Annotated in this window: 22 protein-coding genes; 16 read left to right on the top strand and 6 right to left on the bottom strand. The window is 63.1% G+C overall.

Annotated elements, in window-relative coordinates; translation table 11 throughout:
- Window positions 1–82 precede the first annotated feature (82 nt).
- Window positions 83–703, top strand: coding sequence for an oligoribonuclease (gene orn / locus ACPWR9_RS15245; protein WP_426298884.1), 621 nt, complete (start codon window positions 83–85; stop codon window positions 701–703).
- A 122-nt stretch (window positions 704–825) separates the two neighbouring features.
- Here the strand turns inward: orn and mog are convergent, their stop codons facing one another.
- Together mog and yjgA are read right to left on the bottom strand one after the other, a co-directional pair.
- Entirely contained in the window at window positions 826–1,446 is a 621-nt protein-coding gene (gene mog / locus ACPWR9_RS15240) for a molybdopterin adenylyltransferase (RefSeq protein ID WP_426298882.1), read from the bottom strand.
- Window positions 1,443–2,051: a ribosome biogenesis factor YjgA gene (gene yjgA, locus ACPWR9_RS15235; protein WP_426298880.1), complete on the bottom strand. Its 609-nt coding sequence runs from the start codon at window positions 2,049–2,051 to the stop codon at window positions 1,443–1,445. Before yjgA ends, mog begins: the two co-directional genes overlap by 4 nt.
- 115 nt (window positions 2,052–2,166) lie before the next feature.
- On the opposite strand from yjgA, the gene pmbA reads away from it, so the two are divergent.
- From pmbA to ACPWR9_RS15205, 6 genes are all read left to right on the top strand, one after another.
- Window positions 2,167–3,525 carry a metalloprotease PmbA gene (gene pmbA, locus ACPWR9_RS15230; RefSeq protein ID WP_426298878.1) on the top strand — a complete coding sequence of 453 codons (1,359 nt, stop codon included), beginning with the start codon at window positions 2,167–2,169 and terminating at the stop codon, window positions 3,523–3,525.
- A gap of 218 nt (window positions 3,526–3,743) precedes the next feature.
- Complete coding sequence (locus ACPWR9_RS15225; protein ID WP_426298876.1) at window positions 3,744–4,895, top strand: ABC transporter substrate-binding protein; 1,152 nt, start codon at window positions 3,744–3,746, stop codon at window positions 4,893–4,895.
- A 130-nt stretch (window positions 4,896–5,025) separates the two neighbouring features.
- A complete protein-coding gene (locus tag ACPWR9_RS15220; protein WP_150678854.1) occupies window positions 5,026–5,907 on the top strand; it encodes a branched-chain amino acid ABC transporter permease in 882 nt (293 codons plus the stop codon).
- A 13-nt stretch (window positions 5,908–5,920) separates the two neighbouring features.
- On the top strand, window positions 5,921–6,796 hold the full coding sequence (locus tag ACPWR9_RS15215; RefSeq protein ID WP_426298874.1) for a branched-chain amino acid ABC transporter permease: 876 nt from the start codon (window positions 5,921–5,923) through the stop codon (window positions 6,794–6,796).
- 18 nt (window positions 6,797–6,814) lie between these two features.
- A complete protein-coding gene (locus ACPWR9_RS15210; protein ID WP_426298872.1) occupies window positions 6,815–7,615 on the top strand; it encodes an ABC transporter ATP-binding protein in 801 nt (266 codons plus the stop codon).
- Window positions 7,612–8,325 (top strand): ABC transporter ATP-binding protein, encoded by a 714-nt coding sequence (locus ACPWR9_RS15205; RefSeq protein ID WP_426298870.1) that lies wholly within the window; start codon window positions 7,612–7,614, stop codon window positions 8,323–8,325. The genes ACPWR9_RS15210 and ACPWR9_RS15205 overlap by 4 nt, the downstream gene beginning before the upstream one ends.
- 104 nt (window positions 8,326–8,429) lie before the next feature.
- Here the strand turns inward: ACPWR9_RS15205 and ACPWR9_RS15200 are convergent, their stop codons facing one another.
- Window positions 8,430–9,161 (bottom strand): PAS domain-containing protein, encoded by a 732-nt coding sequence (locus ACPWR9_RS15200; protein ID WP_426298868.1) that lies wholly within the window; start codon window positions 9,159–9,161, stop codon window positions 8,430–8,432.
- 522 nt (window positions 9,162–9,683) lie between these two features.
- Between ACPWR9_RS15200 and ACPWR9_RS15195 the strand changes: the two genes are divergently transcribed.
- Window positions 9,684–11,120, top strand: coding sequence for a sensor domain-containing diguanylate cyclase (locus ACPWR9_RS15195; RefSeq protein ID WP_426298866.1), 1,437 nt, complete (start codon window positions 9,684–9,686; stop codon window positions 11,118–11,120).
- 37 nt (window positions 11,121–11,157) lie between these two features.
- On the opposite strand, the gene ACPWR9_RS15190 is transcribed toward ACPWR9_RS15195, so the two are convergent.
- Genes ACPWR9_RS15190 through ACPWR9_RS15180 form a run of 3 tightly spaced genes read right to left on the bottom strand, consistent with a single transcriptional unit; the run spans window position 11,158 to window position 13,639 of the window.
- Entirely contained in the window at window positions 11,158–11,646 is a 489-nt protein-coding gene (locus ACPWR9_RS15190) for a dihydrofolate reductase (RefSeq protein WP_426298864.1), read from the bottom strand.
- The gene (locus ACPWR9_RS15185; RefSeq protein ID WP_150678848.1) at window positions 11,643–12,437 is read right to left on the bottom strand and encodes a thymidylate synthase; all 795 of its coding nucleotides are present in this window, start codon (window positions 12,435–12,437) and stop codon (window positions 11,643–11,645) included. The genes ACPWR9_RS15190 and ACPWR9_RS15185 overlap by 4 nt, the downstream gene beginning before the upstream one ends.
- A gap of 23 nt (window positions 12,438–12,460) precedes the next feature.
- The gene (locus ACPWR9_RS15180) at window positions 12,461–13,639 is read right to left on the bottom strand and encodes an ABC transporter ATP-binding protein (RefSeq protein WP_426298862.1); all 1,179 of its coding nucleotides are present in this window, start codon (window positions 13,637–13,639) and stop codon (window positions 12,461–12,463) included.
- A 296-nt stretch (window positions 13,640–13,935) separates the two neighbouring features.
- On the opposite strand from ACPWR9_RS15180, the gene ACPWR9_RS15175 reads away from it, so the two are divergent.
- The 8 genes from ACPWR9_RS15175 (at window position 13,936) to ACPWR9_RS15140 (ending at window position 23,897) form a co-directional block, all read left to right on the top strand.
- Window positions 13,936–15,642, top strand: a complete 1,707-nt coding sequence (locus ACPWR9_RS15175) for an ABC transporter permease (protein WP_426298860.1) — start codon at window positions 13,936–13,938, stop codon at window positions 15,640–15,642.
- A 97-nt stretch (window positions 15,643–15,739) separates the two neighbouring features.
- On the top strand, window positions 15,740–15,868 hold the full coding sequence (locus ACPWR9_RS15170) for a hypothetical protein (protein ID WP_426298858.1): 129 nt from the start codon (window positions 15,740–15,742) through the stop codon (window positions 15,866–15,868).
- A gap of 298 nt (window positions 15,869–16,166) precedes the next feature.
- The gene (locus tag ACPWR9_RS15165; RefSeq protein ID WP_426298856.1) at window positions 16,167–17,087 is read left to right on the top strand and encodes a LysR family transcriptional regulator; all 921 of its coding nucleotides are present in this window, start codon (window positions 16,167–16,169) and stop codon (window positions 17,085–17,087) included.
- A 133-nt stretch (window positions 17,088–17,220) separates the two neighbouring features.
- Window positions 17,221–18,297 carry an ABC transporter substrate-binding protein gene (locus tag ACPWR9_RS15160; RefSeq protein ID WP_426298854.1) on the top strand — a complete coding sequence of 359 codons (1,077 nt, stop codon included), beginning with the start codon at window positions 17,221–17,223 and terminating at the stop codon, window positions 18,295–18,297.
- Window positions 18,298–18,448: 151 nt separating this feature from the next.
- Window positions 18,449–20,506 (top strand): aconitase family protein, encoded by a 2,058-nt coding sequence (locus ACPWR9_RS15155; protein ID WP_426298852.1) that lies wholly within the window; start codon window positions 18,449–18,451, stop codon window positions 20,504–20,506.
- 52 nt (window positions 20,507–20,558) lie between these two features.
- Window positions 20,559–21,881, top strand: a complete 1,323-nt coding sequence (locus ACPWR9_RS15150; RefSeq protein WP_426298850.1) for a CaiB/BaiF CoA transferase family protein — start codon at window positions 20,559–20,561, stop codon at window positions 21,879–21,881.
- An 83-nt stretch (window positions 21,882–21,964) separates the two neighbouring features.
- On the top strand, window positions 21,965–23,002 hold the full coding sequence (locus tag ACPWR9_RS15145; RefSeq protein WP_426298848.1) for a CaiB/BaiF CoA transferase family protein: 1,038 nt from the start codon (window positions 21,965–21,967) through the stop codon (window positions 23,000–23,002).
- 136 nt (window positions 23,003–23,138) lie between these two features.
- Window positions 23,139–23,897: a hypothetical protein gene (locus ACPWR9_RS15140; RefSeq protein ID WP_426298846.1), complete on the top strand. Its 759-nt coding sequence runs from the start codon at window positions 23,139–23,141 to the stop codon at window positions 23,895–23,897.
- The last annotated feature ends 40 nt before the right edge of the window (window positions 23,898–23,937 follow it).

The raw sequence follows: 23,937 nt of genomic DNA, 5'->3' as shown, positions 1-23,937 counted from the left end.
GTATGCGAGAATTATAAGTTCTTTCGACCGGCCAGGCGCCTTACCGGTCGCCTACCGACGCGTTTTACAGAGTCTTCCGATCATGTCTGCCATTCCATCCCAAAATTCCGCATCTGCCGAAGGCGAAACGACGCTCGCGCGTGCCGAGTTCAATCTGGTCTGGCTCGATATGGAAATGACCGGTTTGCAGCCCGATAGCGACCGAATCATCGAAGTTGCCGTTGTCGTGACCGATTCGGCCCTGACGCGTCGCATCGAAGGTCCGGTTTTCGCGATCCATCAGTCCGATGCCGTGCTCGACGGCATGGACGACTGGAACAAGGGCACCCACGGTCGCTCCGGGCTGATCGATCGCGTGAAGGCATCGACGGTCGACGAAGCGTCGGCCGAGACGCAACTGATCGAGTTCCTGTCGCAGTACGTCCCGCCCAACAAGTCGCCGATGTGCGGCAACTCGATTTGTCAGGACCGCCGCTTCATGGCGCGTTACATGCCCAAGCTGGAAGCCTTCTTCCATTACCGCAATCTCGACGTCAGCACGCTCAAGGAGTTGTGCCGCCGCTGGGAGCCGACGGTCTACAAGGGCTTCAGCAAGCGCGCTGCGCATACGGCGCTGGCCGACATTCACGAATCGATCGACGAACTCGTGTACTACCGTGAGCACTTCCTGAAAACGACGGTGCCGGGCAGCGACGCCGCCTGAATCTGACAGGGCAAAGCCAGTCAGCCAAACGAAAACGCCAGCAAAATGCTGGCGTTTTTCATTGGAGGTTACGAAGCGGCGAACAACGCTCGCGCATTGCCGTATGGCCCGTGAGTCTTATCTCACGCGGGCTTCGGCGCACGAATCGCCGATTTCGGGCGGAACGCCTTGCATACCGCGTCGTCGGTTTCGATATACGGCCCGCCGATCAGGTCGATGCAGTAGGGCACTGCGGCAAAAATGCCTGGCACGACCGACTTGCCGTCGGCATCGCGCAGTCCTTCTAGCGTTTCTTTGATCGACTTCGGTTGCCCCGGCAGATTGATGATCAGCGCGGCGTGGGCTGGCGTTTCACGAATCACGGCAACTTGACGCGACAGAATCGCGGTCGGCACAAAGCGCAGGCTGATCTGGCGCATCTGCTCGCCGAACCCCGGCATTTCCTTCGTGCCGGCCTGCAATGTGGCTTCGGGCGTCACATCGCGCCGTGCCGGGCCGGTACCCCCAGTGGTGAGCACCAGATCGCACTGCATCGTGTCGACGAGTTCGATCAACGTGGCGGTGATGCCTTGCGCATCGTCGGGAATCAGGCGAGTTTCCGCGACCCACGGGGATGTCAGAGCGCTGCCGAGCCAAGCCTGCAACGCCGGGATGCCCTGATCTTCATAGGTGCCCTGGCTGGCACGGTCGCTAATTGAGACGAGCCCGACGCGCAATTCGTCCGGATGCGCACGCGCGATCATCGATCGTCCTCACGCACCGGGAATTCCGGCAGATCGTCTTCGGCATCGTCCGACTTTTCGTCGTTTGTCGAGCCGGTGCCCAGCAGATCCTTGAGCGCCTGAAACAGCTCACGGAATGCCTTGGGCGGCTTCTGGGCGGCTTGCTCGCGGCGCGCATTACGAATGAGGGTGCGAAGATGCTGGCCGTCGACTTCGGGGTGCTGCGCGAGCAGTTCCGTCAAGGCCTCGTCCTTGGCGATCAGGCGGTCGCGCCAGCGCTCCAGGGCGTGCAGCTTGGCGGTTTCGGCCTTCGAGACCCCTTTGATCACGTCGAGGGCGCGTTGAATCGCCTCGACTTCCGACTCGTCGAGCGAGCGCATGACCTTGCCGACGTACTGCATTTGGCGGCGGCGGCCTTCGTGCGCGGTGATCTTGCGGCAGTCGCGCACGGCTTGATCGAGTTTTTCGGACATGGGGACACGCGCCAGCGCGTCCTTGGACAGGTTGACCAGTTCAGCGCCTAGATCCTGCAACGCGTGCGACTCGCGCTTGCGCTGGGATTTACTCGGGCCATCGTAGAGAGACTCGGGTTCGGCGGTGTGGTTATTGCGGGGAATTTGCGTCATGGGCGCTATTGTAACGCGGCGCACGCCGTCCAAATAGTTGCAGCCACCGCATACGACGGCGCGCAAGTCGCGCTAAGATGGCGGTTCCTATTTAGCCACTGACCCAATCGCGCCGATGTCCCAAGCGACCCAGCATTTCACGCATACCCAGGACCAACTCAAGGAAATCGTCAGCGACGTACTGCAATACGCCCGTTCGCTCGGCGCTACCGACGCGGCTGCCGAAATCTCCGAGGGCGACGGCCTGTCGGTCTCGGTGCGGCGCGGCAAGGTCGAGACCATCGAGCGTAACCGCGACAAACTTGTCGGCGTCTCGGTGTTCATCGGTCAGCGCCGTGGCAACGCCAGCACGTCGGATTTCTCGCGCAAAGCCCTGCACGATACCGTCGACGCCGCTTTCAACATCGCCCGCTTCACTGCCGAGGACGACTGCGCCGGCCTCGCCGAGACGGAACTGCTTGAGACGAACCCGCAAGACCTGTCGCTGTTCCACCCGTGGCGCATCACGGCCGACGACGCGGTCGAGCTCGCGCGTCGAGCCGAAAAGAGCGCGCTCGACGTCAGCCCGCTGATCAAGAACTCCGAAGGTGCAAGCGTTTCGGCCCAGCATTCGCAGTTCATGCTCGGCACGACGCGCGGCTTCCTGTCCGGTTATCCGTATTCGCGCCACTACCTGTCGGTTTCGCCGATCGCTGGCTCGGGCAGCCATATGCAGCGCGACGACTGGTACACGTCCAAGCGCGCCGCGGAAGACCTGGCATCGCCGGAAGCCGTGGGACGCTATGCCGCAGAGCGTGCTCTGGCCCGCCTGCACGCTCGCAAGCTCTCGACGCGCAAATGCGCGGTGCTGTTCGAAGCACCGCTCGCCGCCGGTTTGCTGGGTGCGTTTGTGCAGGGCGTGAGCGGCGGTGCGTTGTATCGCAAGGCCACGTTCCTCGTGGATACGCTGGGCAAGCCCGTATTTGCCGACCACGTGGGCATTCACGAAGATCCGCATGTGCCGCGTGCCATGGGCAGCGCACCTTACGACGAAGAAGGCGTGAAGACCCGTGCCCGCGACGTGGTCACCGATGGCGTGGTGCAGGGCTACTTCCTCTCGACGTACTCGGCCCGCAAGCTCGGCATGCAGACGACGGGTAACGCCGGCGGCTCGCATAACCTGCGCATGTACAGCAAGCTCACCGCGCCGACCGACGATTTCCGCGTCATGCTCCGTAAGCTCGGCACAGGTCTTCTCGTCACCGAGTTGATGGGGCAGGGCGTGAATTACGTGACCGGCGATTACTCGCGCGGCGCGTCGGGGTTCTGGGTCGAAAATGGCGAAATTCAGTATCCGGTCGAGGAAATCACGCTGGCCGGCAACCTGAACGACATGTTCCACCAGATCGTCGCCATCGGTGCCGACACGCTCGTGCGCGGCACCAAAGAGGTCGGGTCAATCCTGATTGAACAAATGACCATTGCTGGTCATTGATGCTGCGAAATCTCATTCTGGCGCCACAAACGCGTTGCATTTATGCGCCAGAGCGGGGCAAAAGCCCAATTGCCATGCCCGTTCGCGATAGTTTGCGTTATCCTTAGGGGTTTTCTTAAACCACGGTTTAAGAACGGATACGGTAGTTAGGGTAATGGGCGCGCTCACAAGGCGCGCCTTCTCATAACTAGAGACTAGGTATTGGAGGAAGAGCACTCATGAAAAGCACCATGACCAAGTTGCTGGCCGCACTCGTCGCCACGGGGATGGTGGCTGCGGCCCACGCAGCCGATCTGAAAATCGGCGTGGCCGAGGCGCTGTCGGGCGGCGCTGCGCAGTATGGCGCAGCCATCAAGAACGGTTTCCAGCTCGCGGCTGACGAGATCAATGCCGCTGGCGGCGTGAACGGCAACAAGCTTGTGCTGCAAGTCGAAGACGAGCAGGGCAAGAAGGAAGAAGCGATCAACGTTTTCAAGAAGTTGATCTTCCAGGACAAGGTGCTGATGGTGTTCGGCCCCACGCTGTCGAACTCGGCACAAGCTGCCGATCCGATCGCACAAGCTGGCAAGACGGTGGCTTTCGGCACGTCGAATACGGCTGACGGCATCACGTCGATCGGTGACTACATCTTCCGTAACTCGGTGACCGAAGCCGACGTGCTGCCGGAGACCATCAAGGTCGCGGCCAAGCACACGGGCATCAAGAAGGTCGCGGTGCTTTACGGCAACGACGACGTGTTCACCAAGAGCGGCTACGACAACTTCAAGAAGGCGCTGGAAGACCTGAAGATTCCGGTCACGACGACCGAAACGTTTGCCAAGGGCGACGTGGACTTCAAGGCTCAGCTCACGAAGATCAAGGCGAGCAACCCGGACGCTATCGTGCTGTCGGCACTGATCGCCGAAGGCGCGCCGATCATGGTGCAAGCCCGTCAACTGGGTATTAACGTGCCGTTCATCGGCGGCAACGGCATGAACTCGGTCAAGGTGTTCGATCTGGCCAAGGGCAGCTCGGATGGCCTGTGGGTGGGTAGCCCGTGGTCGATCGAGAACAACACGCCGGCCAACACCAAGTTCATCGCCGCTTACAAGGCGAAGTACTCGGTGTCGCCGGATCAGTTCGCTGCGCAAGCCTACGACGCGATGTACATCGCCGCTGGCGCGCTCAAGAACGTGAAGATCTCGGGCAATCTGGACGCCGACCGTAAGGCACTGCGCGATGCGCTGCCGAGCGTGACGCATGATGGTGCGACCGGCGCTTTCGCGTTCCGTCAGGCCATGGGCAAGAACGGCAAGCCGGCCGGCTATGACGCCAAGCAAGCGCCTATCGTCAGCGTGACGAAGGGTGGCAAGTACGTCATCGAGAAGTAAGCAGCCCGGCAGTACTTGAAGAAGTCCGCATGGGCGTAGGGCCGAAAGGCGCTACGCCCATCGGCGTTTCTGGCGCATGCCGCGCCCCCTCACGGCACGCGTCTTCGTCCCTCAGGCTGGAATACACACCATGCTGGAACAGCAACTCGTCAACGCGCTCTCCCTCGGGTGCGTGTACGCCTTGTTCGCGCTCGGGTTCACACTCGTGTTCGGCATTCTCGGCGTCATCAATCTCTCGCACGGCGCGGTCTTCATGGTCGGCGCATACGCCGCCCTTCAGGCTGTCGCACGTCTGCATCTGCCGCTGTGGGCGGCCATCATCACGGCAGTGATCGTCAGCGGTTTGCTCGGCCTGCTCATCGACGTGCTGGTGCTCAAACCGTTGCGCAAACGCGGTGCGCCTCACCTGATTCCGATGATCGCCACGATCGGCGTGGGCATTCTGCTCAACAACGGTATTCAGGGCATTTTCGGGGCAGAGAACCTGCGCTTCCCGTACGAGTTGGTCCCGCAGGACACCCTCACGGTGGCCGGCGTGCACATGACCGTGCTGGAGCTGGTGATCATCTTCGTGTCGTTCGCCCTGATGGCGCTGCTTATCGCCACCATCAAGAAGACGCAATTGGGCCGCGCATTGCGCGCGATCGCCGAGTCGCCGAAGGCTGCTTACCTGCTGGGCATCAACGTCGAAGGCTTGTTTCTGGCCACGTCGTTCGCTGCCGCCGGGCTCGGCGGGATGGCGGGTGTGTTGATCGGTTTGTACTCGAACGCCGTGTTCCCGCTGATGGGCCAGCCGATGCTGCATAAGGGCATCGCGGTCATCATTCTGGGCGGCATGGGCGACATTCGTGGCGCGATGATCGGCGGGCTGTTCCTGGGCTTCGCTGAAGTGATGTCGGTGGCCTACATCGGCTCGAACATGCGCGACGCCGTGGCGTTCGGCTTGTTGTTCCTGATCCTGCTGGTGCGTCCGCAGGGGTTGTTCGGCAAAGTGCTCGAACGCAAAGCGTAATTACGGGGGCGCAATGGACTGGTTCAATAATTTCTGGGCGGTGTACAGCAATTTGGTGCTGACGTTGGGCACCAATGCGCTGCTGGCGCTGTCGATTTACCTCACGCTTTCGTGCGGCATGCTCGCGATGGCCAACGCCGCATTCATGGGCATTGGCGCTTACACGGCAGCTTTGCTGACGATGAACTACGAGATGCCGTTTGCGGTGTCGCTCGCCGGCGGCATGGCGGCACCGGCGCTCGTCGCGTTCATCATCGGCAAGCCGACGCTGCGTCTGTCGGGCGTGTATCTGGCAATGGCTACGCTGGGCTTCGGTGAAGTCGTGCGTGTGCTGATCCTGAACACCGAAGACCTCACCGGTGGCGCACTGGGCCTGAACGGCATTCCGCAACTCACGCAGTGGTGGCATGTGGCGGGCGCCGTGGTGATTACGCTGGCCGTGCTGTGGCGCCTGCGTCGTTCCAAGATCGGCCGTGCGTTCGAAGCCATCAAGGAAGACGAGACGGCGGCGGGCCTCATGGGTATCAACGTCACCGGTTACAAGATGCTGGCGTTCGTGCTGGGCGCGGTGCTGGCCGGTCTGGCTGGCGCGCTTAATGCACATCTGACGTTCTTCATCGGCCCGAACGAGTACGGCTTCGACCGCGGCGTCGAGATCCTGACGATGGCGATTCTTGGCGGCATCAACGGTCTGGTGGGCCCGGTGCTCGGCAGCACGATTCTGACGCTGTTGCCGGAAATGCTGCGCGCGTTCAACGATTTCCGTCTGGTGGTCAACGGCCTGATTCTGGTGCTCATCGTGTTGTTCCTGCCCAAGGGCATCTGGGACCCCGCACGTTTTCGCCGGTGGTTCCGCTCCGGCAAGACGCGTTCGGCCTCTTCCACGTAACCGGACAGGGGACACGACATGCTCAAGCTGACTAATATTTCCAAGCGATTCGGCGGTCTGCACGTGTTGCAGGACGTCAATATCGAGGTGCCGCAGGGCACCATCTTCGGGCTGATCGGCCCGAACGGCGCCGGTAAGACGACGGTGTTCAACCTGATCACCGGCCTGCTGGCGCCCACGGGCGGCAGTATCACGTTCGACGGCAAGAGTCTGGTGGGCGAGAAGCCGCACAAGATCACGCAGCGCGGCATCGCCCGCACGTTCCAGAACATTCGCATCTTCAAGGAGATGACGCTGATCGAGAACGTGGTGGTGGGGATGCATCGCCATTTGACGTACGGGCCGGCCGGGTTGTTGCTCTCGCTGCCGGGCTTTCGCGACATGGAGAAGCGCTCGCGTGAACGTGCGCACGAGTTGCTCTCGTGGGTGAAGCTCGATCACAAGGCGTACGACATTGCCGACAACTTATCGTACGGCGATCAGCGCAAGCTCGAACTCGCGCGGGCACTGGCGACGGAGCCGAAGTTGTTGCTCCTCGACGAGCCGGTGGCAGGCATGAACACGGGTGAGAAGGTCGATCTCATGAGCGAGATCGAGAACATCAAAGCGCGCGGTTACACGATCTTCATGATCGAACACGACATGCGCTTCGTGATGGGCCTGTGCGAGCGCATTGCTGTGCTGAACTTCGGCCGGATCATCGCCGAAGGCAACCCGGACGAAATCAAGAACAACCCGCAGGTGATCGAGGCCTATCTGGGCCGCGATGACGATGAGGATATCGCCGCGCTGGCGGCCAGCGGGGAGGACAAGGTATGAGCGCATTGCTCGAAGTGAAGGGCCTGAAAGTGGCCTATGGGCATATCGAGGCCGTGAAGGGTGTCGATTTCGCGTTGCGCGAGCACGAGATTACGTCGCTCGTGGGCGCCAACGGGGCGGGCAAGTCGACGACCTTGCTGGCGCTGTCCGGGCTTATCAAGAAGCAGTCGGGCACGATTCTGTTCGAAGGCGAGGACATTGGCGGTCTCGCGCCGAACAAGATCGTGCAACGCGGGCTGGTGCAGGTGGCGGAAGGGCGTGCCACGCTCACGACGATGTCGGTGCGCGAGAACCTCGAACTCGGGGCGTACACGCGTCGCGACCGCCAGAACATCAAGGCGGACCTCGACCGCGTGCTGGAGCGATTCCCGCGACTGTCCGAACGTCTTGAGCAGATGGCCGGTAACTTGTCGGGCGGCGAGCAGCAGATGTTGGCGATCGGCCGAGCGTTGATGGCGCGTCCGCGTTTGCTGTTGCTCGACGAGCCGTCGATGGGCTTGGCGCCGATCATCGTGCAGGGCATTTTCAACACGCTCAAGGAGATCAATGCCGATGGGCTGACGATCTTCCTCGTGGAGCAGAACGTGCGTCAGGCACTGAAGATCGCGCAACACGGCTACGTGCTCGAGACCGGCAAGGTCGTGCTCGACGACACCGGCCGGAATCTGCTCAACAACCCGCGCGTGTTGGAGGCGTATCTGGGCGGTTGAGGCCAGAACCTCAGGCTAAGCCGGTAACAGCGAAACGGCACTGACCCGGTCATCGGTCAGTGCCGTTTTGTTTTGTGCGGCACGGTGGGTGCGTGACACTTTTCCTAAGCTGCGCTCAGGATGAGCGATAGCTGACGATTAAATAGCGAAGCGGGAATCACGTTGAACTGACCGGCAGCGATGGCGGCTTCGATTAATTGCGATCGATGCTTGACATTGAATGCCTGCCGCAGCGCTTCGATATGGGCTTCTACGGTTCTCGACGACAGCCCAAGCACTTGGGCGATCATTTTTGCGCTCCATCCTCGTACGGTAAAAAACAAAACTTCACGTAACCGAGGGCTTATTGTCGGTGCAGTGGCATTGCACGTGTCGACGAGATAGCTCGCTTGTTGGTCGAGACGACCACGATTTCGATCGCCGTGTCTGCGAGATAAGAGGGCTCCCAGCCGGGGACAGTCGGGGAATTGAGACAGATCCTCGCCGTGAAATATCGTGCCGACGACGTCGCCTCCGGCGCTCACCAATGGACTCTTGGTAAAGATGTGGGCTTGCCAGTTTCCGTCTCGATACGGATGCCAGTCGAAGATACGTAGTGCGCTGCGGGTGCGAACGACCTCACGATCTTGCGCTTGAAATTGCGCGGCGCACTCGACCGTTTTACCGGGCATGTCGAAGTCCGTCCGCCCCACGGCATCAAGATGCGAGTCAAGGCCGATGAGCCTGCCATACGCCGCGTTGGCGTACAGGAACGAAGAGTTCTCGTCTTTGCATCCCCAGCAGCCGGGGGTGTCGTCGAAGAATTGTCGAAGTTCGGCGGGTATTTCCACTGGCATGTCATCGTCCTCCGAAATGGCGGCGGGTGTTCTAGCGGTGTTCGATTGAACCGCTTTTCCCGCCGTCGCACCGCTGCGGTTCGCTAGCGGTCGCGACTCAATCCCGCCTAAACCACCGACAGACTTGACGGCCCAATGGCGTTTCGTGAGGGCCGGAGACTCATCATTTCGGATGCTTCCTCAACTACAGCACTTGCCTGTGCCGCATCCTATGCGAGATTCGCGCACCGTATTTGCTACGTATTGTTGGTTCATCACATCGTCCGTAACGGGTGCGGTGAACCGCGGGAGCTCACTTCTCGCATTACCGTGGTCATGCGCAGGGAGCCACGAGATGCAGTCCCGCTCCCACACCACGCCGCCTAACCGCCCGTAAGCTTGACCAATTGGCAGCCAACCGGAATTGGTGCATGCTGCGTAGATTCGGTCTTGCCCGGCGAGACGGGATCTCTCGAACACGTGTTGCGGCGGCCAATCCCAGCCGATTCGCAAACGACGCATGCAAGGGCGGAAGGGACTCTCATGGACGGCTTCCTGATGGAGCGCGCGTCGCGGACGCAACTAGCGTTCGCTGGCTGCCTGGCGCTCCTCATACTCTGTGCACTCGTGCTGGCGGCACCGCAGGCGACGTCGCCCTTGCCGCCGGTCGCCCCTTTTCTGCCGATGTGCGGCCTGACCGTCTTCACCACAGCGACCATCGTCGCGTTTCTTCTGGTCGGCCAGTTTCAAGTCAGCCGGTTACCGGTCTACGGCCTGCTGGCCGGTGCCTATGCCTTTGCCGCGCTCACGGTTGCCATGCAACTGCTGACCTTTCCGGGGCTGTTTTCGCCAGAAGGCTTGTTCGGCGCACGCCCGAGCACCTCTGGCTGGATCTGGGTCTTCTGGCACGCGGGTTTCCCGATTTTGGTACTCGTCGCGATGATCGCGCGGCGCCTGTTCACACCGCAGTCGGTCACGCAGTTGCCGCCGCCGGGCAGGGCGACGTGGATGTTTGTCGGCCTGCCGCTCATCGTTGCCGCGCTGCTTTGCCTGACGGCGCTCGCCGTGCCATTGCCGCCCGCGCTGGCTCCGGCAACCGCGCCGGGTGACTTCTCCGATAGCGGTGCCGCGGTTGTCTTGTTACTGCTCAATCTCGTCGCGCTCGGTGGCGTGCTGTCACTCGGTCGGCTGCGTACCGCGCTCGATGTCTGGGTGGCACTGGCCGTGCTCGCTTGTGTCACCGACACGCTGCTCAGTCTGATGAGCACAGTGCGGTTCTCGCTCGGCTGGTATCTGGCGCGTTTGTTCAGCATGTCGGCACCGGGGCTGCTCGTGTGTGTGCTGGTTTGGGAGGTCACACGGCTCTATCGCGAGCTCACGCGTGCGCACCTGCGGCTGATCGAGTACAGCAATCGCGACGCGCTGACGGGCATCTTCAACCGGCGCTATTTCAACGAGCGCTTTCCCCACGATTTCGAACTGGCTCGCCGCACGGCGCGGCCATTGTCGTTGCTGATGGTCGACGTCGATCACTTCAAGAAATACAACGATCTGTACGGTCATCCTATCGGCGACGAGTGTCTGGAGAACGTGGCGGTGGCATTGATGCGCGCCACACATCGGCCAACCGATCTGGTGGCGCGCTACGGTGGTGAGGAATTCGTGATCGTGTTGCCTGACACCGAAGTGAAAGGTGCGCAGTTTGTGGCGACGCGCGTCACGGAAAGCGTGCGGGCGCTGGCGCGGCCGGGGCCGGGCCCGATGGGCTACGTGACGGTGAGTGTCGGATGCGCGACGCACGTGCCAGCGGCGGGGGACGCCAGCGACACGCCAGAGCGGCTGATCGCGCTAGCCGATGAAGCGCTCTACGCGGCCAAGCGCCTCGGGCGTGACCGCATTCATGTCGCGGTTCGGATCGATGGGTATGCGGGGAAACCGAGCGAAGCCATCGACGCGCCGCGCGGCAATCTTAGCGCGTGATGGCTGAAGCGAAACTGATGCCAAACACTAGGCAGGATCAGATGCGCTCGTAAGTCACGAACGCGTAATCGAAGTCGTTCGGTGCAGGCGAGTGGTGCGTTTCGCGAGCGGCTTCGCGCCACTGCGCGGCAGGCAATGACGGGAAGTGAGCGTCGCCTTCGAAAGCCTTCGCGATTTCCGTGACGATCACCTTGTCTGCGCTCGGCAACGCTTCCGCATACAACTGTGCACCGCCAATCAGACAAATCTCTTCGACGCCGACGCACAACCGCATGGCGTCGATCAACGACCCCGCCACTTCACAGCCTTCGATTTTCAACTCGGCATTGCGCGAGACCACGATGTTTCGGCGCCCGGGCAGCGGACGGCCGATCGAATCGTACGTCTTGCGGCCCATCACGACCGGCTTGCCGAGCGTGGTGCGTTTGAAATGCGCGAGGTCTTCGGGCAAACGCCACGGCAATTGATTGTCACGCCCGATGACGCCGTTCTCGGCGCGGGCAACCACGAGTGTCAACAGGGTCATACGGCGACGGGAGCCTTGATATGCGGATGCGCTTCGTACCCGACGATATGGAAATCCTCGTAGCGGTAATCGAAGATGGAGTCCGGCTTGCGCGAGATTTCGAGCTTCGGCAGCGGGAACGGCTCGCGCGCGAGCTGCGTTTGCACTTGTTCGAGGTGGTTGTTGTACAGATGGCAGTCGCCGCCGGTCCAGATGAAGTCGCCGACTTCCAGCCCGGTTTGCTGCGCCATCATGTGCGTGAGCAACGCGTAGCTCGCGATGTTGAACGGCACGCCGAGGAAGATATCGGCGCTGCGCTGATACAACTGGCACGAGAGCTTGCCGTCGGCCACGTAGAACTGGAAGAACGCGTGGCAGGGCGGCAGCGCCATGCGCGGAATCTCGCTCACGTTCCAGGCCGAGACGATCAGGCGGCGGGAGTCGGGGTTCTTGCGAATCTGGTCGACGAGCTGGGAAATCTGGTCGATATGGCTGCCGTCGGGCGTGGGCCACGAGCGCCATTGGGCACCGTACACCGGGCCGAGTTCGCCGTCCGCATCGGCCCATTCGTTCCAGATCGACACGCCGTTTTCCTGAAGGTAGCGCACGTTCGTGCTGCCCTGAAGGAACCACAGCAGTTCGTGCACGATGGACTTGGTGTGCACCTTCTTGGTCGTGACGAGCGGAAAACCCGCTTGCAGGTCGAAGCGCATCTGATAACCGAAGACCGAGCGCGTGCCCGTGCCGGTGCGGTCGGTCTTTTCGGTGCCATGGTCGAGCACATGGCGCATGAAGTCGAGGTACTGTTTCATAAGTCCATCCGTTTTGGCGGATTTTACCAGCCTCCGGGTGACGGCGTCCGAGAAGTGCCCGCCGCAAAGGCGACCGGATGCCGAACCGTCAGCCGCAGGCCCACGCGCTCGCCCGTTTCATGCGTCAATTCGCCGTCGACGCGAGCAATGATCTCGTGGCCTGACGCAAGCCGCAGCGTGTAGAGCTGATCGCTGCCCCGAAACGCCCGCCGCACCAGTGTGGCTTCAAACGGGCTGGCTGGATCGTGCGTGATGTCGTCGGCACGTAGCAACACGTCGACACCAAAGGGCATTTCGCCCGAAGCCGCGCGCAGCAGTTGGGCGGCCAGCGCGGGCGACGCCGAGATTTCCCCGAGCTCGAGGGCGATGTTGCCGCCGTGATTCGCCCCACCGCCAATGCGCTCATCGTCACCACCGCCACCACCGCTCACGGCAGCATTCACCCGGAACGTCCCCGGCACCAACGCACCCCGGCCGATGAAATCGGCGACGACGCGGTTCGCCGGCGTCTGCCACAACTCGCGGGCGGGCGACCATTGGGCAATCGCTCCGGCATGCATCACGCCAATGCGGTCGGCCATGGCGAAGGCTTCGTGTTGATCGTGCGTCACAAGAATGGCGGTCGCACCGCTGGCCTGAATAATCTCGCGCACTTCCACCGCGAGGCGCTCACGTAGGTCGAGATCCAGATTCGAGAACGGCTCGTCTAGCAGCAACAGCGCGGGGGACGGCGCGAGTGCCCGCGCCAGCGCCACGCGCTGCTGCTGCCCGCCGGAGAGTTCATGTGGATACTTGCGCAGCGCGCCCGCCAAGCCGACACGCTCGGCGAGGTCTTCCACACGCGAATTCCGTTCGCTGCGCGGCATGCGCCCTAGCCCGAAGCCGATGTTCTGCGCCACGTTCAGATGCGGAAACAGCGCGTAATCCTGAAACACCACGCCGACGTGACGCCGTTCAGGCGGCTCGCTGCTTTGGGCGTTGGCGACCTCGTGGCCATCGAGCACGATGCGCCCGCCACCCAACGGCTCGAAGCCGCACACCGCGCGCAGTACCGTCGTCTTGCCGCAACCCGAAGGCCCTAGCAGACAGCCGATTTCGCCGCGCGCGAGCGACAGCGACAGATCGCGCACCGCCGTGTGAGCGTGGCCAGCGGTGTCGTACGTGACGGTGATGTGGTCGAGCAGCAGGTAGGGCAGGGACATGGGGGGCGGTAAGGTAACGGGGCGGTGAGGGGGAGCTCAGGGGAGGTTAGGGTTGTCAGGGGCTGTCAGGGGCACTCGGTGCCGAAGTGGCTGGAAAAGTCGGCAGGAAAAATCGGCGAGCCGGGCACTTTCCGATACCCCGTGCGTCAGAGACGCGATTGCGAATGCGTATAATTTACAGCACGTTTAGACCGGAGAACGTCTTCCGGTTCCCTCGCGGGGTGTTTGCCGGATGTTTCCGGCGCACGCCGCCTGCCGATTGATCCGTCTGCCGACCACCGATTTCGATTCCCTCGATGCCTTCGACGCCCCCGCCGAGCGCCGCTTCCGACCTTGTTCCGACGAGCACGGGACGCGCCGTAACGCCAGCCGCCCGCCTTCGCCAGCGCCATCGGCTATGGCTGTGGCGACTTGCCGCATGGCTGCCCGCGCTGATCGTGCTGGTGCCGATGTTCGGCATTGTGGCCGCCTTGGGCGCCGGGGACGCCGACACGCGTGCCATTCTCGTGCACATGCTCGACACTGTCCTGCCCGAGTACGCGCTGAACTCGCTGCGAATTTCACTCGCCGTGGCATTCGGCGTGCTGGTGATGGGCGTCGCAAGTGCCTGGCTCGTTGTGAATTACGCGTTCCCAGGGCGGCGTGTGCTGGCGTGGGCGCTGATTCTGCCGCTCGCGATGCCTGCCTATGTCACCGCTTACGCCTATACCGATTTCCTCCAGTTCTCTGGCCCGGTGCAAAGCGCATTGCGGCGGGTGCTGGGTGTCGACCGGCTGACCGCGTTCCCGGAAATTCGCTCCTGGTACGGCGCGGCTTGGGTCTTTACCGGGGCGTTCTTTCCCTACGTCTATCTGCTCGCCCGTACCGCTTTTCTCGAACATAGCCAACGCTTCTTCGAGGCGGCGCGCACATTGGGCTGCACGCCGTGGCAGGCGTTCTGGCGCGTGGCGCTACCGTTAGCTCGTCCTGCGCTGGTCGCCGCCGTCGCCCTCGTGCTGATGGAGACGCTCGCCGATTACGGTGCCGTCGCCTACTTCGGCGTGCCGACGTTTACGACGGGCATCTACCGGGCGTGGCTGTCGATGGGGGATCGGGTCGCCGCCGCGCAGCTTTCGGTGTGTCTGCTGGCGGCTGTGCTGGTGCTGCTGACCCTCGAAGCGCGCGGTCGTGCTCGCTTGCGCTATTACGGCGCGCCCGGTCGGGCACCGGCCACCACGCGACGCACGACGCTAAAAGGCCCCCGCGCTTGGCTGGCGACGCTCGTGTGCGTGCTGCCGCTCCTGATCGGCTTCGTGATCCCCGCACTCATCATGCTGCGCCTGGCGGTCTCCGAACTCGATCAGGTGCCGTGGTCGCGCTACGGCGAATGGGTCTACAACACCGTGCGGCTCGCCGGGGCCGCGGCGCTGGTGGCTAGCGTGTTCGCCGTCGTGCTCGGCTACGCACAGCGGCAGGCCCCGGGCCGCGCCACGCGTGCCGCCGTGCGCCTCGTCGGCGTGGGCTATGCGATTCCGGGGGCCGTGATCGCGCTCGGCATCCTGACGCCGGTGCTGCGCCTCGACACCTGGCTCGGTGATTTGTTCGGCGCCGACGGCCTCGTGCTGGCAGGCACGGCGGGCGTACTGATCTATGCCTATCTCGTGCGCTTCCTGCCCGCGGCGCTGCAAAGTGTGGAGGCAGGTTTCGCCAGAATTTCGCCCAACCTAGACGCCAGTTCGCGCAGTCTCGGCGTGGGCGGCTGGGCCATGCTGCGGCGCGTGCATCTGCCGCTGTTGCGCGGCAGCGTGATGACGGCAGCGTTGCTCGTCTTCGTCGACGTAATGAAGGAGCTGCCGGCCACCCTTGCGCTACGTCCCTTCAATATGGATACGCTCGCTGTGGTCACCAGCCACCTGGCCGCCGACGAACGGCTGGCCGAGGCGGCCGTCCCCGCGCTGACCCTTGTCGCCGTCGGTTTGCTGCCCGTGCTGGTGCTTGCGCGCGCGATCGCCCGGCGCGCCTGAAAAATACTGAAACGTTTATCGGTTGCCCCTGCGATAGCGCCGCACTATAGTCGAATCAGACCCGGCAACGTTACCGGGGATATTGAGCGTCAACAAAATGATTGCGATCGTCATTTGCAAATGTTGGCTGTTCATGGCCATGGCGTCGGCACCGCCGCCTGAGGCATCGTTCAATACCGCAGACGGCGGCTGGAGTGCCGTACTGGTGGCAGGGGCGATGCGGTAGCGGCACCTGGGAGGGACCGGCACCGGCTTATCGAGACGGACGCAAGACGTCCGGCGGACTGTCGCAACCTGTTGCAGCCGATGTCAGTTTCGCGCCATGTAGGCGTACCTTCCATCCCCCCAGCTGACCCGTAATCCGTCCGCAATCCGCCCACGATGGGCGAGCGGCGCACGGCGCAGTGGTTTCGTTAGCGTGTTGTTTTCATGTGCTGTAGATCCGGGGGATCGGGTGCCGAAGTGGCATTTTTACCCCTCACGTCGCACAATCGCGGTCAATGCAGTGCCTTCGGGAGACTGGCATGGCGCTTTGGCGGATCGATCTGGTATCGCTGCGTCTATTCGTTGCCGTTTGCGAGGAAAGCAGCATTGCGCGCGCCGCAGAGCGCGAATTCATTGCCCCATCGGCAGTCAGCAAGCGTATCAACGACCTCGAGTCGCTGGTGGGCTCCGCGCTGCTGCAACGTCATAAGTGGGGCGTGCGCGCAACGCCGGCCGGCGAAGCGCTGCTCCACCATGCCCGCAACGTCCTGCGCAGTCTCGAGAAGATGCAGGGCGATCTCTCGGAATACACCAGCGGCGTGCGCGGCCACATCCGCATCTTTGCCAACGTGTCGTCGATCGTCGAGACGCTGCCCGACGAGCTCGGCGCTTTCCTGCGACGCCACGAGGGCGTGAAAGTCGATCTCGAAGAGCACACGAGCGCCCAAGTGGTGCGCGGCGTGGCCGAAGGCGCGACCGATATCGGCATCTGCTGGGACGCGGTGGACACCCGCGACGTCGAAGTCTTTCCCTATCGTCACGACCAGATCGTCGCCGTGCTGCACCGCGAACACTCGCTCGCCGGCGCCACCGAGCTGGCCTTCACCGACACACTCGATTTCGACCACATCGGCGTGCATCCCGACAGCGCCATGTACACCGTCTTGCGCCGCCTCGCGGCCGAGCAGGGCAAGACCGTCAAATTCCGCATTCACGTCTCGACGTTCGAAGCCGTGTGCCGCATGGTGCGCGCGAACCTCGGCCTGGCCGTGGCGCCGCGCGAAGCCGTGGGTATCTATTCGCAGGTGACCGATGGCGAGGCGCTGCGTGTTGTGCCGCTCACGGACAGTTGGGCGCAACGGCGGCTCATCGTGTGCGTACGGCGTTACGACGCGTTGCCGGTGGCCTCGCGCATGCTGGTGGACCACTTGTGTGCGCGCGGGAACACCGAGGCATCGTGAACGGCGATGTCTGGCATGCCGAAACACAACTTGTCGCCGCCCCGGCGGCGGCGGATGCTCTGGGAGCCGATAGCGATTCTGGCCGACGAGCCGGAGCGCGCCTGCATCCCGACCCAACGGGAGGAGACCCGCGATGACACAAAGTGAAGCGCGCCGCGTGCGCGATGTATTGGGCCGTCTGATCCTCGTACTTGCGCTCATGGCGCTCGGATTCGTGGCCTTGAGCCTGAGTGGCCCGGCCCGCGCCGCCCCCGCCCAACCGCTGGAAAAACCCAAGATCACCATCGCCGTCGGCGGCAAGCCCGGGCTGTATTACTTGCCGCTGACCATCGCCGAACAACTCGGCTACTTCAAGGACGAAGGGCTCGACGTCACGATCGACGACTTCGCAGGCGGCTCGAAAGCCCTGCAAGCCGTGGTCGGTGGCAGTGCCGACATTGGCACGGGCGCTTTCGAACACACCCTGCTGATGCAAACCAAAGGGCTGACGTACCAATCGTTCGTTGTGCTTGGCGCCGCGCCGCAACTGGTGCTCGGCGTGGTGAAAAGCCACAGCAACGACGTGAAGTCCGTCAAAGACCTGAAGGGCATGCGCATCGGTGTGAGCGCCCCCGGCTCCAGCACTCACATGCTGGTGAATGTGGCCCTTGCGAAAGCCGGTCTTAAACCGTCAGACGTGTCCATTGTCGGTGTCGGCACCAACGCTACGGTGGTGGCTGCCGCGCGCGGCGGGCAGGTCGACGCGGTGTCCAACGTCGACCCGATGATGACGCTGCTTCAGGAGTCGGGTGATATCAAGGTGCTCATCGATACGCGTACGCAGGCGGGTACGCGCGCCATGTTCGGTGGCCCGATGCCCGCCGCCGTGATGTACGCGCCGCAGAGCTTTATCCAGAAGAACCCACGCACCGTGCAGGCGCTCGCCAACGCCATCGTGCGCGCCGATAAGTGGCTGCAACACGCCTCGGCGGCCGAGCTGCTCAAGACGGTGCCGGAACCGTATCTGCTGGGTGACAAGACGCTGTACCTGAAGGCGTTTGCCAACTGCCGAGAAGCATTTTCCCCTGACGGCATGATGCCGCCGGACGGTCCGGCGACGGCGCTGCGCGCGCTCGCGTCGTTCACGCCGGAGGTGAAGCCTGCACAGATTCGCCTCGGCGACACGTGGACGAATACCTTCGCCACGCAGGCCAATCGCCAGTACCCCTAAACCAGTACGCCGACCCGTACGCCCACAAACGCGTGTTTAGACGTCATGCCCTCGAAATTCAGCCGCCGCTACGTCTCCGTGCGCCTTTTTGGGCACGGAACTTGCGATCCGAACGGATGACCCGATGCGGGACCATTCCAGGAGCGATCAAATGCAAACCACTGTGCGACTGAGTGGACGCGTGCTTTGGCTGAGCGACAGCGTCGAGGCCATGACGCGGCAACTGGCTGGCGAGAATCTCACGCGCGCGGACGCAGGCACACTGCGCGACCAGATATCGACTGACGAGATGACGCCAGCGTGGGCCTGCCTCACGTTCGACGACACGTTAGGCGATTACGTTTATGTCGGATTGCGATGCAGTGCCGTCGATGGCGATCCGGCGGGCGTGTTTCCCGTCACACCGAAGGCGGTGCGCTCGGGCGGCTTTGCCTTGTCGGCGTCGGGAATGCGGCGGGGCAAGGGGTCGTCGCGTGAAGCGAGTCCGTTTGCCGAATGGTGCGCGGGCATCCGCATTGTCGTGGCCGATAGTTTCGAGCGTATCTACGCGCAGAACTGCCAGAACCTCGGGCTGCTGATGTCGACGGATCAATACGTCGTCGAGCGCCTACTCGCAGGCGAGGACGTCCCCGTCGAGGCCTTTCTCGAAGACTGCGATGCGCTTGGCGAAGCCATCGTGCGCAGCGGCGGGTTGTTCGGCTACACACGTCGGCGTTTGGCATCGGAAGTGGTGCCGCCGCGCCCCAAGCACGCTGCCGGCCCGATGACCTACGGGGAGAAGATCATCGCGCGTGCGTTGGGCGTGCCCCGTGTGCGGGCGGGCGACGCGGTGTTCGTGCCAGCCGATTGGCGTTTTTCCCACGAATACGTCACGCCCATGGCGGTGAGCTTTCTGCATCACGCGTTCGACGCTGCGGGTGACGCCGCGGGTGAAACAGATGACGTGGCCGACGCCATGCCGCCGCTGCACGACCCCTCATCGATTCTCTGTTTCGAAGATCACTTAACGCATCTCGATGCCACGACCGGCAGCGGCCGATCGCCTGCCCTGATCGAAGCGGCGCATCAACTCGGCGTGGTCCAGCGCGAGTTCTGCGCGCGCCATGGATTGCGCTTGCATGGCCGCATTCCGGGCGGCGGCTCGGAAGGGATCTGCCATGCGGTGATGCTGGAGCGTTATGCGTTGCCGGGACAGGTGGTCGTCGGCACCGATTCGCACACGCCGCACTGCGGCGCAATCGGGGCGTTTGCTTTCGGCGTCGGCGCGACCGAGATGGCCAACGCGTGGCTGACCGGCGACGCGCGTCTGGCGGTGCCGGGCACATGCCTTGTGCAACTCCGCGCGAAGTTACCAGCAGGCGTGAGCGCGAAAGACCTCGCGCTGCACGTGCTGCATTTGCCCTACATCCGCGACGGCCGCGCCATCGGCCAGATCATCGAATTCGCTGGTGAAGCGGTGGCGCATCTATCGACCGACGAGCGGGCCACGCTAACCAATATGGTGGCCGAGATCGGTGGGCTGACCGGCATTGTGGTGCCCGATGCCGAGACCGTGCGCTATCTGCACGAGCGTCGCGGCGTGCAAATGACGCTCGAGCCGTGGATGACGAACGACGCGCAAGCCTCGTATGCGCATGTGATCGAGATCGACTGTGCCCGCGTCGGCGCGATGGTGGCCAGCCCCGGCGACCCGGGCAATGGCGTGGCACTTGCCTCGTTGGCAGCGCCGGTGCGTATCGATATCGCGTATGGCGGTTCGTGCACCGGCAGCAAACGCGACGATCTGCGTGCGTGTCACGACGTGCTGGCATGGGGGCTGGCGCGCGGCATGCATGTGGCCGACGGCGTGCGCTTCTACTTGCAGTACGGCAGCGAGGACGTGCGTGCGTGGTGCGAGTCGCAGGGCTATACCGAGGTGTTCGAAGCGGCGGGTGTCACGTTGCTGGCGCCGGGCTGTGGGGCGTGTGTGAACGCGGGGCCGGGGGCGTCCAGTTCCGCGAGTGACGTGGTGATCAGCGCGCAGAACCGGAATTTCCCGGGGCGTTCCGGCCCGGGACAGATGTGGCTCGGTAGCCCCGCGACGGTGGCGGCGAGTGCGCTGGCCGGTTACATCGTCGGCTTCGATCAATTGCAGCGCGACGCACGCGGCGCACCGCCGTCACGTCTCGCGTCGAACCATCCGGCGCTCGGGCACTTACCCGCGCGCTAGACATTGCGTCGCACACCGTCGGCGATGTGCGGGGCAGCAGAGGAGGCAGCACATGCAGGACGCAGTTCGCGCGACGCCAATGCCGCTACAGGGCATCCGCGTGGTGGAGTTCTCTCATATGGTGATGGGGCCGACGTGCGGCATGGTGCTGGGCGATCTCGGGGCCGATGTCATCAAAGTCGAGCCGGTAGGCGGCGACGCCACCCGGCGGTTGCTCGGCACCGGTGCGGGGTTCTTCCGCACGTTCAATCGCAATAAACGCAGTTTGGCTGTGGATGTCACGCGCCCGGAAGGACGGGAGTTGATGCTGCGCCTCGTCGGCACGGCCGATGTGCTGACCGAGAACTTCAAGCCGGGACGCATGCGTCAGATCGGCCTCGACTACGCGACGCTCGCCCGGCTGAATCCGGCACTCGTCTATGTCTCGCTCAAGGGGTTTCTGCCGGGGCCGTATGCCACGCGCACGGCACTCGATGAAGTCGTGCAGATGATGGCCGGGCTGGCGTATATGACCGGCCCGCCGGGGCAGCCGTTGCGTGCTGGCACGTCGGTCAACGACATCATGGGCGGAGTGTTCGGGGCACTGGCCGCAATGGCGGCACTGTACGAGCGCAAGAGCACGGGGCGCGGGCAGGAGGTGCAGGGCGCGCTGTTTGAGAATTGCGTGTTGCTCGCGGCCCAGCATATGCAGCAGTACGCCGTGACGGGCGTGGCCCCTGCACCGATGCCCGCGCGTGTGTCGGCGTGGGGTATTTACGACGTGTTCACGGCACGTGACGGTGTGCAGATATTTCTGGCGGTGGTGAGCGATACCCAGTGGCGTATTTTTTGCGACGTGTTCGGACGTCAGGATCTGGCCGACGATGCCCGGCTTGCGACCAACAACGACCGCGTACTCGCGCGCGACTGGTTGATGCCGTTGCTGCGTGAGATGGTGCAGGGCTATGACGCCGACTATCTGTCGGCCGCGTTCGAGCGTCATGGCCTGCCGTTCGCATCGATCGTCACGCCGCAGTCGTTGTTCGACGACCCGCACTTACAGGCGAGCGGGGGACTTGGCGATCTGGTCACGGACGAAGGGGAACACACCGAAGTACCGTTGCTGCCCATCACCATGGCCGGGCAGCGGCTGCCCGCGCGTATGCCGCTGCCGACGGTGGGTGAGCATACCGGCGAGATTCTGCGCGAGATCGGTTATCGCGATGTGCAAATCGCGCGCTTGCTGGCCGAGGGGGTGATCGCATGGCCGTCCGGTGTGCCGGAAGGCGACGAGGCAGCGCCGGCATCGACGGGATCTGGCGCGAACGGCGTCGGTGGTGTGCCGTCGACGGTGGGCGGCAGTCGTACCGATTCAGACAGATCCGAAGGCGAATGAGGGTTCGTCTGGTTGCGGGCATGGGGCAAGGCGCGATACGGTAGCAGGCAGTCGCATTTCGATAACCCTACCGTCGCTACCCCATGACTGCATCGCAAGACGCGCCGCTTGCCGGCGTCACCGTACTGGATCTCACCCGTTTGCTCCCAGGCCCGCTGGCCGGTCTGCGTCTCGCAGAGATGGGGGCGCACGTCATCAAGATTGAAGACACCGGCGCGGGCGACTATGCGCGCGAAATGATGTTGCGCGAAGGGGAGGCGCCGCCGAGTGCGTTCTGGCGTCTGCTCAATCGTGGGAAATCAGTGGAGCGGCTCGATCTCAAGCAGGCGGATGATCGTGAGACGTTTCTCGCCTACGTGGCGCGTGCTGATGTGTTGCTCGAAGGCTTTCGTCCGGGCGTGATGGCGCGGCTCGGGTTCGGCTTCGACACGCTGGTACAGCACCGACCGTCGCTTGTGATGGCATCGATCAGCGGCTACGGGCAGCAAGGGCCGCTCTCGCAAGCGGCCGGTCACGACATCAACTACATCGGCTACGCAGGCGTGCTAGACCAGCTCTGCGATGCGGCGGACGCGCCGATTGTGCCGAATTTCCAGATTGGCGATTTGTTCGGCGGCGCGCAGGCGTGCGTCGAGGCGGTGCTTGCTGGGCTGTTTGCGGCGCAACGCACGGGACGCGGGCGCTGGCTCGATGTGTCGATGACGCATGAAGTCTTTCGCGCGAATCTGGTCCCGGCTGTCGCGATGCATCGGCAAGGACGTGCCGCAAGGGCCGGAGAAGACTTGCTCAACGGCGGAGTGCCCTGCTATCAGGTGTATCGCACGCAGGATGGGCGGTACATGGCGGTGGGTGCGCTCGAACTCAAGTTCTGGCAAACGTTGTGCGATGTGTTGGATCGCCCGGACTGGAAGGACCGGCACTGGATGCTTGGACGACCTGTGTGCGGCGACGATGCCCGTGCGCTACAGGCCGAGTTGGCGGCGGTGTTCGCGAGCGCGTCGCAAGCCGATTGGACGGCGCGATTTGCCAATGCCGATTGCTGCGTCACGCCAGTGCTTCGACTAGAAGAGGCGATGGGGCATCCGTTGTTTGCTGATGTGTGTGAGGTGTTGCGGGCGTGAGGCACAGACCGATGCGCTGCGTGCCGCGTCTGACAAGGGCAATGGCGTTACCGAATGTCACAAAATTCCGTCTCGTCGATTCGCAACAATGCGCGTTGATCACGTAGAGTCGTCGGTTGCCGATATCCACCCGCCTATGACGCGATCCGCACTGAAGCCTGTACCGAAGTCCGCATGCCTGACCGGTATTCTCGCGATGACCCTGCTGTGCGGCGCCTGTGCGTCATATCAGGACGCGCCGGTCGATCATGGAAAAGTGCGTTCCACGTCGATGACGACGGCCGATTTGGCGCAGACGGATATCAATCGCATGGCCACGCTTGGCATGCGCGCGAATCTCGAAAGTCTCTATCTGCTGGCGGACAAGCTTTACAAGCGCAATCCCCGCGAGTGGCGTAAAAGCGGGGCGACGACGCAGGCACAAGCCGTGGCACAACTGCGTGCAGCCGTTGAGGGGCGCCGAACATTGCCAGAGTTGAAAGACTTGCGCGACGTCAGGGCGCTGTCGCGTTCGCTCGATCCCACGTTCGATGGTGACCGGGTGGCGGCGTTTATTTTCAGTTTGTCCGACACGATCATCACCGCGCATGGCGGCACGACGGTGTTTTATCTGAGTGATGGGCTCGACGCGCAACGCATCTATAACGCCGCGCGCAACGTCGAGATCGCTGCATGGCTGCTCGCGAGCCGCCGAGACGTCGCCGGACGGCCGCTGCTACTGGCCAACGAAATGGCCGACGTGCGCAACGTGAGCTTCGAGCGTGAATTCGGAAAAATTGTCGGCCGCCTCGATCTGCTCGCCGAGATGCTCGACGAGAAGTATCGCCGGGCAGGCATCGGCTATGTCCAGAACCTGCTCGGTGCGCAGTTTCTTCAGTTCCTGCCAGTGAAGTAGGCGGCTGCGATTCATGGGCAAATGCTGTATATTTGCACAG

Source organism: Pandoraea pneumonica (assembly GCF_049918595.1).
GTDB lineage: Bacteria > Pseudomonadota > Gammaproteobacteria > Burkholderiales > Burkholderiaceae > Pandoraea > Pandoraea pneumonica_A.
The sequence above is the reverse complement of the archived record's forward strand: the minus strand, read 5'-3'. Positions and strand labels throughout refer to the sequence as shown.

Bases quoted from the DNA above. Each gene is read 5' to 3' on its own strand.
- ACPWR9_RS15150 (WP_426298850.1), top strand. From the start codon at position 20,559: ATGCAGGACGCAGTTCGCGCGACGCCAATGCCGCTACAGGGCATCCGC.
- ACPWR9_RS15185 (WP_150678848.1), bottom strand. From the start codon at position 12,437: ATGAAACAGTACCTCGACTTCATGCGCCATGTGCTCGACCATGGCACC.
- pmbA (WP_426298878.1), top strand. From the start codon at position 2,167: ATGTCCCAAGCGACCCAGCATTTCACGCATACCCAGGACCAACTCAAG.
- ACPWR9_RS15205 (WP_426298870.1), top strand. From the start codon at position 7,612: ATGAGCGCATTGCTCGAAGTGAAGGGCCTGAAAGTGGCCTATGGGCAT.
- ACPWR9_RS15190 (WP_426298864.1), bottom strand. From the start codon at position 11,646: ATGACCCTGTTGACACTCGTGGTTGCCCGCGCCGAGAACGGCGTCATC.
- mog (WP_426298882.1), bottom strand. From the start codon at position 1,446: ATGATCGCGCGTGCGCATCCGGACGAATTGCGCGTCGGGCTCGTCTCA.
- ACPWR9_RS15145 (WP_426298848.1), top strand. From the start codon at position 21,965: ATGACTGCATCGCAAGACGCGCCGCTTGCCGGCGTCACCGTACTGGAT.
- ACPWR9_RS15170 (WP_426298858.1), top strand. From the start codon at position 15,740: ATGATTGCGATCGTCATTTGCAAATGTTGGCTGTTCATGGCCATGGCG.
- ACPWR9_RS15175 (WP_426298860.1), top strand. From the start codon at position 13,936: ATGCCTTCGACGCCCCCGCCGAGCGCCGCTTCCGACCTTGTTCCGACG.
- ACPWR9_RS15140 (WP_426298846.1), top strand. From the start codon at position 23,139: ATGACGCGATCCGCACTGAAGCCTGTACCGAAGTCCGCATGCCTGACC.
- ACPWR9_RS15160 (WP_426298854.1), top strand. From the start codon at position 17,221: ATGACACAAAGTGAAGCGCGCCGCGTGCGCGATGTATTGGGCCGTCTG.
- ACPWR9_RS15195 (WP_426298866.1), top strand. From the start codon at position 9,684: ATGGACGGCTTCCTGATGGAGCGCGCGTCGCGGACGCAACTAGCGTTC.
- ACPWR9_RS15180 (WP_426298862.1), bottom strand. From the start codon at position 13,639: ATGTCCCTGCCCTACCTGCTGCTCGACCACATCACCGTCACGTACGAC.
- ACPWR9_RS15215 (WP_426298874.1), top strand. From the start codon at position 5,921: ATGGACTGGTTCAATAATTTCTGGGCGGTGTACAGCAATTTGGTGCTG.
- ACPWR9_RS15225 (WP_426298876.1), top strand. From the start codon at position 3,744: ATGAAAAGCACCATGACCAAGTTGCTGGCCGCACTCGTCGCCACGGGG.
- ACPWR9_RS15220 (WP_150678854.1), top strand. From the start codon at position 5,026: ATGCTGGAACAGCAACTCGTCAACGCGCTCTCCCTCGGGTGCGTGTAC.
- ACPWR9_RS15155 (WP_426298852.1), top strand. From the start codon at position 18,449: ATGCAAACCACTGTGCGACTGAGTGGACGCGTGCTTTGGCTGAGCGAC.
- ACPWR9_RS15210 (WP_426298872.1), top strand. From the start codon at position 6,815: ATGCTCAAGCTGACTAATATTTCCAAGCGATTCGGCGGTCTGCACGTG.
- yjgA (WP_426298880.1), bottom strand. From the start codon at position 2,051: ATGACGCAAATTCCCCGCAATAACCACACCGCCGAACCCGAGTCTCTC.
- ACPWR9_RS15200 (WP_426298868.1), bottom strand. From the start codon at position 9,161: ATGCCAGTGGAAATACCCGCCGAACTTCGACAATTCTTCGACGACACC.
- ACPWR9_RS15165 (WP_426298856.1), top strand. From the start codon at position 16,167: ATGGCGCTTTGGCGGATCGATCTGGTATCGCTGCGTCTATTCGTTGCC.
- orn (WP_426298884.1), top strand. From the start codon at position 83: ATGTCTGCCATTCCATCCCAAAATTCCGCATCTGCCGAAGGCGAAACG.